General features: G+C 42.1%; 10 protein-coding genes and 2 pseudogenes. 8 read left to right on the top strand and 4 right to left on the bottom strand.

Annotated features, from left to right (window positions below):
• Positions 1 to 2,151: adenylate/guanylate cyclase domain-containing protein (locus OGM63_RS20060; RefSeq protein WP_263747423.1), on the top strand; the 2,151-nt coding region annotated here is incomplete at its 5' end.
• 149 nt (positions 2,152 to 2,300) lie between these two features.
• Here OGM63_RS20060 and OGM63_RS20055 read toward each other — a convergent pair.
• Both OGM63_RS20055 and OGM63_RS20050 read right to left on the bottom strand, forming a co-directional pair.
• The gene (locus OGM63_RS20055; protein WP_263747422.1) at positions 2,301 to 3,488 is read right to left on the bottom strand and encodes a homospermidine biosynthesis protein; all 1,188 of its coding nucleotides are present in this window, start codon (positions 3,486 to 3,488) and stop codon (positions 2,301 to 2,303) included.
• A 637-nt stretch (positions 3,489 to 4,125) separates the two neighbouring features.
• The gene (locus OGM63_RS20050; protein ID WP_263747421.1) at positions 4,126 to 5,202 is read right to left on the bottom strand and encodes a PIN/TRAM domain-containing protein; all 1,077 of its coding nucleotides are present in this window, start codon (positions 5,200 to 5,202) and stop codon (positions 4,126 to 4,128) included.
• A 251-nt stretch (positions 5,203 to 5,453) separates the two neighbouring features.
• On the opposite strand from OGM63_RS20050, the gene hemW reads away from it, so the two are divergent.
• Together hemW and OGM63_RS20040 are read left to right on the top strand one after the other, a co-directional pair.
• Positions 5,454 to 6,635 carry a radical SAM family heme chaperone HemW gene (hemW, locus tag OGM63_RS20045; RefSeq protein ID WP_263747420.1) on the top strand — a complete coding sequence of 394 codons (1,182 nt, stop codon included), beginning with the start codon at positions 5,454 to 5,456 and terminating at the stop codon, positions 6,633 to 6,635.
• A gap of 126 nt (positions 6,636 to 6,761) precedes the next feature.
• Positions 6,762 to 6,980, top strand: a pseudogene (locus tag OGM63_RS20040) (DUF433 domain-containing protein); the annotation flags it as partial.
• Positions 6,981 to 7,125: 145 nt separating this feature from the next.
• Here OGM63_RS20040 and OGM63_RS20035 read toward each other — a convergent pair.
• Entirely contained in the window at positions 7,126 to 7,533 is a 408-nt protein-coding gene (locus OGM63_RS20035; RefSeq protein ID WP_263747419.1) for a universal stress protein, read from the bottom strand.
• Positions 7,534 to 7,623: 90 nt separating this feature from the next.
• On the opposite strand from OGM63_RS20035, the gene OGM63_RS20030 reads away from it, so the two are divergent.
• The 5 genes from OGM63_RS20030 (at position 7,624) to OGM63_RS20010 (ending at position 10,946) form a co-directional block, all read left to right on the top strand.
• Entirely contained in the window at positions 7,624 to 8,829 is a 1,206-nt protein-coding gene (locus OGM63_RS20030; RefSeq protein ID WP_263747418.1) for a phosphoglycerate kinase, read from the top strand.
• A 213-nt stretch (positions 8,830 to 9,042) separates the two neighbouring features.
• A complete protein-coding gene (locus OGM63_RS20025) occupies positions 9,043 to 9,660 on the top strand; it encodes an NUDIX hydrolase (protein ID WP_263747417.1) in 618 nt (205 codons plus the stop codon).
• Positions 9,661 to 9,955: 295 nt separating this feature from the next.
• Entirely contained in the window at positions 9,956 to 10,129 is a 174-nt protein-coding gene (locus tag OGM63_RS20020; protein ID WP_263747416.1) for a hypothetical protein, read from the top strand.
• A 167-nt stretch (positions 10,130 to 10,296) separates the two neighbouring features.
• Positions 10,297 to 10,518 carry an AbrB/MazE/SpoVT family DNA-binding domain-containing protein gene (locus OGM63_RS20015; protein WP_029637898.1) on the top strand — a complete coding sequence of 74 codons (222 nt, stop codon included), beginning with the start codon at positions 10,297 to 10,299 and terminating at the stop codon, positions 10,516 to 10,518.
• Positions 10,518 to 10,946, top strand: coding sequence for a putative toxin-antitoxin system toxin component, PIN family (locus OGM63_RS20010; protein WP_263747415.1), 429 nt, complete (start codon positions 10,518 to 10,520; stop codon positions 10,944 to 10,946). The genes OGM63_RS20015 and OGM63_RS20010 overlap by 1 nt, the downstream gene beginning before the upstream one ends.
• 98 nt (positions 10,947 to 11,044) lie before the next feature.
• On the opposite strand, the pseudogene OGM63_RS20005 reads toward OGM63_RS20010, so the two are convergent.
• A pseudogene (locus OGM63_RS20005) lies at positions 11,045 to 12,150 on the bottom strand (hypothetical protein); the annotation flags it as partial.

The following is a 12,150-nucleotide window of genomic DNA, read 5'->3' as shown; positions in this document are numbered from 1 at the left end:
CTGCAAGGGAAACAGGAACTATTTGAATTAGAAAGTATTGGACGCTTTTATGAAGATCAATCAGATATATATATCAATATATATATATTTAGCGAAGCTGGTGAAAATGAATCTGATAATAGATTAGTTATTTTGCTTGAAGATGTTACCGAAAGAATGTTTTTCCAACAAAATATCAAACAGACTTTTAATGAATCGAATCTATTATTACATACCTTAGTCACCTACAAAAATTACATGGATCAAGTTATCACTTCAATGGCAGATGCCTTTTTAGTGACAACTCATAGTGGAAAAATAAAAAAACTAAATCGAGCCGCACAAGAATTATTTGGATTTAGCGAGCAAGAACTAATCAATCAGCCCATTTCTTTAATAATGGAGGATAACTTTTTACTACAAAGAGCAATTAAGCAGCACTCTTTTCATCATAAATATTTCCAAAATATAGAACTAGTTTGTCGAACTAAAAAACGAGAAAAGCTGTTAATTGCATTTTCTTGTTCATTTATTAAGAAAAAAATAGATGGATTAGAAGATATTGTTTATATTGGTCGCGATATTACTGCTAGAGAGCGGAGACAACAGCGTCATGCAGTACAGTATGCCATAACCCGCATTTTATCAGAATCTCAAAGCATCAAGCAGACAATATCGAAAATTTTGCAGGCAAGTTGTGAAAATTTGGGATGGGATTTAGGGCAACTTTGGACAGCAAATGAATATTTAACCACACCAGAGTCTAGAGAAAATAAAGATAAAATAAATCCGATACTCAGATGTGTGGAAATGTGGTCGAGTCGAACAATTAGCGTTCGAGAATTTAAAGCGATCGCATGGCAAACTACATATACCGTTGGTGTTGGTTTTCCGGGTCGAATTTGGGCAAAACGTTCCCCCCTTTGGACTAGGGATATTATGCATAGTTCTGACTTTTCGCAAACGCAAAAAGCTACTGCGACAGCATTGCACACCGCATTTGGTTTCCCGATTGTGGATGACAGCGAAGTTTTAGGCGTGATGGTTTTCTTCAGTCGTGAAGTGCAGCCAAAAGATGTAGACTTACTACAATTGATGGCTTCTATTAGTAGCCAAATTGTTCATTTTATGAAACATAAACAAGCAAGTGAGCTTCTTTTAGAAAGTGAAGAAAGATATCGAGATTTATTTGAAAACGCTAACGACTTGATTCAGTCTGCTAATGCTTATGGTCGTTTTGAATATGTCAATCGTGCTTGGCGAGAAACTTTCGGATATAGCGAAGCTGAAGTTACTCAAATGAATGTATTTGACATTATACATCCGGATTTTCGATCTTCTTGTCGCCAAATGTTTTATCGTGTCCTCTCCGGAGAAAAAATCGAGCAATTTCAAGCTGCATTCATGACTAAGTACGGTCAAAAAATCTTTGTAGAAGGAAACATAAATTGTAAATTGGTGAGAGGAAAACCAGTTGCAACTCGCGGCATTTTTCGTAATATCACCCAGCGACTAGAAGTTGAAGAAGCACTGCATCATCAACAGAAACAAACTGAAGGCTTGTTGCTGAATATTTTGCCAGAAGCAATAGCTAACCGTCTCAAACAACAACCAGGCACAATCGCTGAAGATTTTACTAATGTGACAGTTTTATTTGCAGATATCGTTGGCTTTACGGAAATCGCTTCTTCTCTGACAGCGATTCAACTGGTAAAGTTACTTAACCAAATTTTTTCAGATTTCGATCGCCTCAGCGAGCAATATAATTTAGAGAAAATCAAAACCATCGGCGATGCTTATATGGTAGTTGGTGGCTTACCCAAACGTCGCCCAGATCATGCCCAAGCGATCGCTCAAATGGCACTCCATATGCAAAGTGCGATCGCTCAATTTAATGCCGAGAATCAGCAAAACTTATCCATTCGTATCGGCATCCATAGCGGTTCCGTAGTTGCCGGAGTAATCGGTATCAAAAAACTAACTTACGACCTCTGGGGAGACACCGTGAACATCGCCAGCCGCATGGAATCCCAAGGTTTTTCCAACAAAATTCAAGTATCAGAAACCACTTATCAACACTTACGTGATGAATTTTTGTTTGAAAAGCGCGGTGAAATTGAAGTCAAAGGTAAAGGGAAAATGACAACTTATTTGTTGATTGGGAGGAAATGAGGAGTGGGGGAAGCGTGGTGTGGGGGACTCCTTGGAGACAGGGAGACAAGGAGACAAGGAGAGAATAAGAATAATTCTTTCCCCCCCCTCTCCCCCTCCCAAGAACTCTCCCCCTCCCAAGAACTCTCCCCCTCCCAAGAACTCCTCCACTAAGGAGTATTCGGAATCAACCTCCCACAGGGATAAGTAGCAGCTTCACCAGAAGCGGTATCAGCCACAGCCTTAGGGATTTTATCTACTGGTTGGGTTTTGGCTGCAAGATAGTCTTGACGCAGTTTCTCGGTTATTTCTTCTCGTCTGTCGTATATTCGCTTTAGAGGGCGGGGCTGGCACTGGTTCATCACGTATGCTGTTACCAGTGGTAAAGCGATCGTGCTATCGGTGTAACAAACAATCGTGCTGGGTAATTCTTCTGGGTCAATTTTACCCCAGCTAACGGCTTCTGAGGGGGTAGCCCCAGATAAACCGCCGGTATCTGGACGCGCATCGGTAAACTGGACAAAGTAATCGTGTCCTCGTTCTTCTAGTCCCAGTACCTCGTGAATTTGCGGCTGCGTTTGTAGCAAAAAGTTTTTGGGACTGCCACCACCGAGAATTACGGCAGCACTTTTGCCTTCAAATTCGCTGTTTGATTCGCGTGCATTGTAGGCGATCGCTGCCGTCTCATTCACGTCAATTGAAGGATCTAAAATCAATTTGGAACCTTCTAATGCTAAAGCTGCCACGTTCATTCCAATTGAACTATCGCCAGGAGATGACGTATAAATCGGCACGCCACATTCATAAGCTGTCGCTAGCAAACAGGAATGCTGCACTCCTAATTGCTTTTCGACTTCCCAGACATATTTACCTAGCAAATAGTGAAACTCAGCCGTCCCCATCCGCTTCTGAAACGGTTCTGCTTGAAGAATCTTGCGGATAAAAGCGTCTGTTTCTAACAGCACATCGTAGCCAAAAATAATGTCATAAATCCGGATGGTGCTTTGCTGACGCAGTTTCACATCATCTAAAAATGGATTACCTGCAAACAGTTCAAAACCCAACCCATAATGCATGTCGTGGTAAAGATTCGCACCAGTGCTAATCATCCAGTCGATAAAGCCGTTGCGAATTAGGGGTGCTAGGGCAGAAACTCCGAATCCTGCTGGTGTCATCGCACCGGAAAGGCTAACTCCTACCGTTACACCTTCGGTTAAGACTTCTTTACTCAGTAGTTGACAGATTTCTCGCAAACGCGCAGAGTTATAAGCTGTGAAGTAATTATCAATCAAATCAACCACGCTGATATTGGTTGACATCGGTGTGGGTGAGATTTTTTGACCCAGCTGTTTTGACATTTTGCACTCCCGCAGAGTAGACACGGCAAATAATCATGTTAACTAGCTTTGAGTAATTTCTGACAATAGCCTTAAGTACGAATCGTATATGGAACCAACCGGGGTAAATTACTCACCTATGAAGGGGAACACACTTAGCCCGTGGTACGTCACCACGCTCGGAAGCTGTGTGACTTGCACTCATAGGAGTATTTCCTTCGTATTTGATTCTATATAAAATCGGTGGCGTTGCTGATTTCAAGTATGAATTTGTTTCAGGCAGAGGAGGAAAAATGAAGTGCGCTTTTGGAGGAGTGAGCAACGTGTCCGTTCGCTCCATTCCCAGAGAATAAGGGTTTTAATTATAAGCTTTTTGAATTTCATTCCTCAATTTAGCAACGCCAAATCGGTGCAGATTGACTGCACCGATCGCACAATAGACAACCTATTTGAAAATTAAATATGCCTTATCCAAAACCCCTAGAGACGTAGCTAGCTTACGTCTCTACATTCATTTTCACGTCTATGTCTAATAGACATCGACCGCTATGCTTATTATGCGTTGCCAGAAATCCTTGATTAGACATAGCAATCCTAGGTCTCTACGTATGATTCTGGAGATGTCTAATAACAGCGCGAATTTTTCGAGCCATTTAACTTACGCTAATGCAGAAGCCTGGGGTTTAGCAAAAATCATCCTTCCGGCTGAAGTTTGCAAAGCACTGGTGACTACCACCCGAATTTCACCACCGACATAACTACTGCCTTCTTCAACGACAACCATTGTACCGTCGTCGAGGTAGCCGATACCCTGACTGGGTTCTTTACCTTCTTTGAGAATCTTTAAGTCTATATAGTCACCAGGTAAATACGAGGGACGAACGGCATTAACTAAATCGTTAACATTCAAAACAGGCACTTTTTGAACACTGGCTACTTTAGACAAGTTGTAGTCATTAGTTAGCAGTGTACCGTTGATTTCTTGAGCAAATCGCACTAATTTCGCATCTACGGTGGGAATATCTTCATAATCTGCTGGGTTGATTAAAATGCGATCGGGGTAAGCTTCTTTAATTCGGTTGAGAATTTCTAGTCCTCGTCTTCCCCGCACCCGTTTTAGGTCTTTGTTAGCATCAGCTACTTGTTGCAATTCTTGCAAGACAAATTGCGGTACGAGAATTTGCCCTTCGAGAAATCCTGTTTCTAACAGCATTTCAATGCGACCATCAATAATGCAGCTGGTGTCTAAAACTTTGGTATTGGCAGGTTTTAGTGTTCCTTCCACTACCATTGTTTCCACAGTATTGGGATTAATCAGCCGTAATAAGCCACGTCCGTGAGTATCTGCCAAATTCATGCCTGTATAAGCCAGCACGATGCTACCGACAACGGCGACTAGCGGCTTAATAAAGCCAAAATCTGCCGGAATTGGCAACAAGAACAAAGGTGCCAGCATTAAGTTTGCGATCAATAACCCAATGACCAAGCCGATCGCACGAGTTAAGATAACTTCTAGAGGCAATTCTCGAACTTGTGCTTCTAAACGGCGATATCCTGTCTGAAATCGCAATCCGACTGCACCACCAATGATTGCAGCAAAAACAGCAACAATAAAGCGTAAAGCTTCAAGATTCGTAACCCGGTCTATGGTTACATTGGGTATAAGCTCGGTGCTGTAGAACCCTATACCCGCCGCTAAGAGGATGAATGAGAAAATGATAATTGCATCAAGCATAATTGTGTTGTTTTCCTGCAACTGTGTTAACCGCAAGAGCGCAGTATTTTTTATTTCATCGGGAAGATAAAATCAGAAATATTTACTTACTAAGCGGGATTTAAGCAGGCAATATCTGCAATTATTATAACCAAAGAGTTTTGTATTCATATTTTTGATCGTTTTGTTGCAATAAAGATAAAAAGCTGTAAAAACTCTATTAATTTTCATAGTTTGTAATTATAAGAATAATAATTTAATTGTCTCTAAAAATGGCTGAAAAAGTTATCGTTTTTGTGATGCCCAGTTCTGCTTACGTACATATTCCCTTTTGCAGACGACGGTGCTTTTATTGTGATTTCCCGGTGTCTGTGGTGGGCGATCGCTTGCGGGGTGAAACATCTCTCAGTATATCCCACTACGTTGATGTATTAATTGAAGAAATTGCTGAGACGGCGACTTTTGGTCTACCTTTGAAGACAATTTTCTTTGGTGGGGGGACTCCTTCACTTTTGTCAATCGAGCAGTTACGACGGATATTAGAGGCGCTAGAACACCGTTTTGGTATCTGTCCTGGGGCAGAGATTTCTATGGAAATGGACCCAGGAACGTTTGATTTAGAACATCTTCAAGGTTATCGTCACTGTGGAGTGAATCGGGTAAGTTTGGGTGTGCAAGCGTTTGAGTCAGAATTATTGCAAGTTGCGGGGCGATCGCACACGGTTGATGATATCTTCACATCTGTGGATTTAATTCGCCAAGTGGGGGTTCCCCAATTCAGCATAGACTTAATTTCAGGTTTACCGCATCAAACTTTAGATAGGTGGCAATATTCTTTAGAAAAAGCGGTGGCTACAGCACCAACGCACATATCTATATATGACCTTACCATTGAGCCTGGTACAGCTTTCGGTCGTTTCTACAAACCTGGGGATCAACCTTTACCGACAGATGAAACCACAGTTGAGATGTATAGGTTGGCACAGAAAATTTTAACAAGCGCGGGTTACGAACATTATGAAATTTCCAATTATGCCCAGCCAGGACATCAATGCCAGCATAATCGAGTTTATTGGGAAAATCGCCCTTATTATGGCTTTGGTATGGGGGCAGCGAGTTATGTTGAGGGGAAACGCTTTACTCGTCCACGTAAAACTAAGGAATATTACTCTTGGGTGGAAAGTGGGGGGTTAATTGATTGTGATGTGACTCCAAGGGAAGAAATATTGTTAGACACTTTAATGCTGGGGTTGCGTTTGGCTGAGGGTGTGAGTTTGGATGCGTTAAGGGCACAGTTTGGGGAAGAGAAGGTAAAGGAGATTTATAAGTGTTTGCAACCCTACTTGGAGTCATGTTGGGTGGAAGTTGTCGGGGGAAGGTTAAGGTTAAGCGAGCCCGATGGGTTTTTATTTTCTAATGTGGTTTTGGCGAAGTTGTTTGAGAAGCTGGGGTAACGAACCGCCAAAACGCCAAGTCCACCAAGGATGAGGAAGAGTAGGAAGATGATAATGTTCGTAATGAAAGCAAAAATTGAAGCAATTTTTTGAAAAATAAGTATTTAGAATTGGGTGATATTAGCTATGACGCTTAAAGAATTAGAAGCACAATTATTAGCATTAAATCTGACAGAGAAGGCAGAGGCAATACAAATATTGACTAAAAGTTTAAGTAATGGTTCGCAAGGAATTACCAAGACTGCTGGTGTGTGTGGGGGTGATGCTTGTGTTGCTAACACTCGTATTCCAGTTTGGTCGTTGGTAAGCGATCGCCATCAAGGTACAACTGATGCAGAACTTCTATTGCGCGTGTTGGTGTTAAATGATTTTCAGACTTCTGATTAAAATAAATGAAAATTGGTGCGTTACACTGCGTTAACGCACCCGACAAATTTAACTAATTCCTAACTCATAATTCCTCACTCCTCATTCCTAACTCCTAACTTGATTAAGGAACAATCAACACTGGACAAGGTGAAAGATTCGTCACACGAGTGGTGACGCTATCTGTCGCTCCTTCTTCGGTCAAACCTAGTCCGCGACAGCCCATGATGATTAAATTGGCATTAATTTCATCGGCAACGTCACAAATTGTAAAGGCAGGGTTGCCTTTTTTTTCGATGGTTTCGGCTTGAATGCCTTGTTGAGCAAATAAAGCTTGAGCATTTTGCAGCAGTTTGGCAACCGCTTCGGGTGACATCATGGGATCTGTAGTTGGTGCTTCTGGGTTGGGTTCTTCGACAACAGACAGCAGCACTAAGCGACTACCGTACTTTTGCACGATGTTGGCAACCACGTCAGCGGCTTCCCGCGCTTCCCGGCTTTGATCGAGTGGAAATAAAACTGTTTTGAACATCTGATTCACCTGCGTAGCCCTTACTCCGGTAAAATCTGGAATGGCTCTACTTACAAAAAATAACAAAAAGGCGATCGCGAGGTTTGTATTATGTCCAAAAAAACTTTAGCAAATTTATCCGCTTCTGACTTATCCGGTAAACGCGCTTTGGTGCGGGTTGACTTTAACGTGCCTGTAGACGATGCAGGCAACATTACAGACGATACTCGCATTCGCGCTGCGCTACCAACTATCCAGGATTTGACGCAGAAGGGCGCTAAGGTGATTCTAGTGAGCCATTTTGGGCGTCCTAAAGGCGTGGATGACAAATTGCGCCTAACACCAGTTGCAAAGCGCTTGTCGGAGTTGCTAGGGCAAGAAGTCGTCAAAACTGATGACTCCATCGGCGATGAAGTTGCAGCAAAAGTGGGAGCATTGCAAAATGGACAAGTGCTGTTGCTAGAAAATGTCCGCTTCTACAAAGAAGAAGAGAAAAACGATCCAGAATTTGCCAAAAAACTCGCTGCAAATGCTGATTTGTATGTCAATGATGCTTTTGGCACGGCACACCGTGCTCACGCATCTACCGAAGGTGTGACTAAATATCTCAGTCCTTCGGTTGGGGGATATTTGATTGAGAAGGAATTGCAGTATTTGCAAAGTGCGATCGCTAATCCTCAACGTCCTTTAGCTGCAATTATCGGCGGTTCCAAAGTTTCCAGTAAAATCGGTGTAATTGAAGCACTACTGGAAAAATGCGACAAGCTAATCATCGGTGGGGGAATGATTTTTACCTTCTATAAAGCCCGTGGTTTGAATGTCGGTAAGTCTTTGGTGGAAGAAGACAAAATAGAGTTGGCAAGGTCTTTGGAAGCTAAAGCCAAAGAACGCGGTGTTGATTTGCTGCTTCCTACAGATGTGGTGGTAGCAGATAAATTTGCTGCTGATGCCAATTCTCAAACCGTCAGCATTGACAATATCCCCGATGGTTGGATGGGTTTGGATATTGGTCCTGACTCAATAAAGGTGTTCCAAGAAGCTCTTGCTGACTGTAAGACGGTGATTTGGAATGGTCCGATGGGCGTTTTTGAGTTTGATAAGTTTGCCGCAGGTACTGAAGCGATCGCTCACACTTTAGCCGATATCAGCAAAAAAGGTGCCATCACCATTATCGGCGGTGGCGACTCTGTAGCGGCTGTGGAAAAGGTCGGTTTAGCCGATCAAATGAGTCACATTTCTACAGGTGGTGGCGCCAGCTTGGAGTTACTCGAAGGTAAGGAATTACCCGGAATTGTCGCTTTAGATGAAGCTGAATAAAGTGCCTGACGACTGAAGTCGCGGCTATACGAACAAAGTCCGCCTTCGCGGACTTCATAAAGCCTTCCGGAGCGCAGGCTAGAATTGGTTTTTTCTGTATTTACATGAAGATGGGCTTTGTTTGTGTAGCCCCAAGCTAAAACTTGAGGGCAAACAGGACTTGTGCGTACACCACAGACTTCCAGTCTGAGGGTGAATTTATAGGAGATAATTGTGCAACCAAAATGGCTGGAATGGTCGCAAAAGTTGCAAGCGATCGCTCAAAATGGTTTGACTTATTCGGAAAATCCTTTTGATATTCAACGCTTTCAACAAGTGCAAGAAATTGCTGCGGAAATTTTATCTACTTACTCAAATACAGAACAAAGCTATATTCTGGATTTATTCGCTCGTGATGTCGGCTATGCTACTCCCAAAGTTGACGTGCGCGGAGTTGTCTTTCAAGGCGATACGATATTATTAGTTAAAGAACGAGTCGATGGCTGTTGGACTTTACCTGGTGGATGGGCTGATATTGGTGATTCTCCAAGTGAAGTAAGTGTGAGAGAAACTTATGAAGAATCTGGTTATTTAACCCGCGCTGTGAAAGTTTTGGCTGTCTATGATAGGGACAGACAAGGACATCCTCCTTTTCTACATTACGTCTACAAGCTGTTTTTTCTATGTGAATTAGTTGGGGGTTCTGCTTCACCAAGTATTGAAACTGAGGAAGTAGGATTTTTTGCAGAAGATAATATTCCCAAATTATCTTTGGGACGTGTAACACCAAATCAAATTACGCGACTTTTTCAACATCACCGCGATCCAAATTTGCCGACTGATTTCGATTAGGGGGAGTAGATAATTACTTTATTCTCAGAGCTTAGGGACAATATTGATTGTTGCTAGTAATATTACTTAGGATTTTGTTGGAAAAATTTACTTACTGAAGTTGTCAACTAGAAATTATTTATCAATAGCTTAAAATTATTGACAATCAGTGAAGCCTAACAAAATCCTGTAACTCTTATCAGGAAAGATTTATAGCTTATTTCCTTACATCGAACTCAGGTAAGGTTAAAATCCTTGTTGTTTTACGCTTTAGGTTGGGAATTATAGAAAGTAATACTTTAAATACAATTATCTTATGCGATTTTTTTTAGTACCCGCTTATATAAGTATTTTATTGGTAACTCTTTTAGCTGGGTGTTCATCACCACAAAAAGTGCAATTAACAGTACAATCACGGGGTGAAATGAGCAACCGTGCAGAAAGTTCCGCTAAGGAATTGATGAGCCGTTTTCAATATCCCGATCGCTAGGGATAAACCTGTACCAATTGATCTGTCTGAAATTGAAAAGCCTCAAATCCTTACTGTGCCGTACAAAAAAGCTGTTTCTGTGATTGGGTTTTAGATTTAGTAAGGTAAGATGTATATACTCAAGTAAGGAATCCTTACATTTGATAGCAAAGGCTAGGAGGCAAGTCATGCTCGCCAAGTTAACTTCTAAAAATCAACTAACGCTCCCTAAAAGTATTACTCGTGAAATCGGTGAGGCTGAGTATTTTGAGGTAAAGGTGGAGGGGGGGCAAATTATTCTGACTCCTGTAAAAATTCAGCGGGCTGATGCGGTTCGATCTAAGCTGGCGGATTTAGGACTGAGTGAGCAGGATGTGGCTGATGCAGTGGCTTGGGCGCGTCAATCGTAATGGTTTATCCACGGGTGGTAATTGATACTAATATCATCATCTCGGCGCTGATATTTGGGGGCAGAGTATCTAGGCTTCGTTTGGCATGGCAGGACGATCTCTTCACTCCGCTGGTTTCTAAAGCGACAACAACTGAGTTAATCCGAGTGCTGGCTTATCCAAAGTTTAAGCTCACGCCAACTGAGCAAGAAGATTTACTATCGGATTACATACTCTTTTGTGAAGCTGTAGCGATGCCCGACCGCTTGCCTGTTGTTCCTGAATGTCGTGATCCGTTTGATGTGCCTTTTTTACTTTTGGCTGTGGTCAGTGAGGCTGATTATCTCGTGACGGGTGATAGTGATTTACTCAGTCTAAAAGATAATTTTTCTTGCCCGATTATCACCGCTGAAGATTTTCTAAATGTTATTGATGGTCAGTCACCCTAATTTTTCCGGTGATGCCTAAATGGATTGAATTTTAAACGCACTCGTGACGCGGAGGAAAACGCAGAGGTTCGCAGAGGTTCACTAGGAATTCATTTATACTAGGGTATTTTTATCGGTGTGGGTGTTGGTGTGGGTGTTGGTGTGGGTGTTGGTGTGGGTGTTGGTGTGGGTGTGGGTGTTGGTGTTGGTGTTAATATGGGCGTAGAAGTTTGGCTGGGTGTGGGTGTGGGTGTGGGTGCTGGTGCGGGATTTTCGGTGGTGATACTGAGTTGATATAAGAGTGGTTTTGATGCAGTGGAAACTACGACAAACTCATAATATCCGTTTTCTGGTAGTTCGATTGACAAAGTGCGTTTTGTAGAATCTTCTAAAAATTTGATTTTGCCAGAGGGGGAATAAATTGATAGCAAAACTTGGGAATTTGCTTGTAGTTTAATATCTATCAATTGATTTTTGGCAAGTTCGGCAATAAAGACTTTGCCATCAGCAGCTTTGAGAGTACCGCTAACTGTTTTACTCTTAGCACCTTTATCAAATACAAGTTTCTCAAAAGCTCTACCTGAAACGATCGCCTGAACTTTATCACTCACAAATCCTTGCCAAACTTGTCCGATGGGTGTATCAAGAAAATTTTTACCCTGCTGTTCGGGAAATTGCTGATAAAATGCGGCATCTGCTAAATCATATAAAGAACGGCTACCAACGTTGATTTCATTGACTTCTTCCTTAACGCGATCGCGTTGTGCCGCTGTATAATTTCCTAATTGCTGACGCGCATTTTTACTTAGTGGCGCAAGCTGATCTAACAATTCGGCGGCTGTTTTATCCCACTCAGCCCGCAAACTCTCATCTTCACTATTATCGCTCAGTTTGCGTCCTTTTAAACTGGGATTTTTCTCCCAAAAGACTTGATTTACCAAGTCAAAGTAAAAGTTGAAATCTATACCCAACTGTTGACGGCGATCGCTTAATTTTTCTTTACGTGCGCGTTCTTCGGGTGCATATTTTGCCAGGGGATCGGTTGGCTGGTTATTCGTTGGTGATACGCTGGGTGTCGGTTGTGCGGTATCTTGTAAAGAATCTCTGCCACGAGATAATATCAAGTTTGTTCCCAACCAACCAACACCAACAACCCCAGCTAGAGCTAATCCTACCAGCAAGCTTTTGGCTGATGTCCATGAATTTTTTGGCTGAGGAACATCGG

The sequence above is a fragment of the Plectonema radiosum NIES-515 genome, from assembly GCF_025753815.1.
In the GTDB taxonomy this organism is placed as follows: domain Bacteria; phylum Cyanobacteriota; class Cyanobacteriia; order Cyanobacteriales; family Nostocaceae; genus Hassallia; species Hassallia radiosum_A.
This window is presented reverse-complemented; position numbering and strand designations above follow the sequence as displayed.

Coding starts and splice junctions, on each gene's coding strand:
- OGM63_RS20055 (WP_263747422.1), bottom strand. CDS start 3,488: ATGTCAAAACAGCTGGGTCAAAAAATCTCACCCACACCGATGTCAACC.
- OGM63_RS20050 (WP_263747421.1), bottom strand. CDS start 5,202: ATGCTTGATGCAATTATCATTTTCTCATTCATCCTCTTAGCGGCGGGT.
- hemW (WP_263747420.1), top strand. CDS start 5,454: ATGGCTGAAAAAGTTATCGTTTTTGTGATGCCCAGTTCTGCTTACGTA.
- OGM63_RS20035 (WP_263747419.1), bottom strand. CDS start 7,533: ATGTTCAAAACAGTTTTATTTCCACTCGATCAAAGCCGGGAAGCGCGG.
- OGM63_RS20030 (WP_263747418.1), top strand. CDS start 7,624: ATGTCCAAAAAAACTTTAGCAAATTTATCCGCTTCTGACTTATCCGGT.
- OGM63_RS20020 (WP_263747416.1), top strand. CDS start 9,956: ATGCGATTTTTTTTAGTACCCGCTTATATAAGTATTTTATTGGTAACT.
- OGM63_RS20015 (WP_029637898.1), top strand. CDS start 10,297: ATGCTCGCCAAGTTAACTTCTAAAAATCAACTAACGCTCCCTAAAAGT.
- OGM63_RS20010 (WP_263747415.1), top strand. CDS start 10,518: ATGGTTTATCCACGGGTGGTAATTGATACTAATATCATCATCTCGGCG.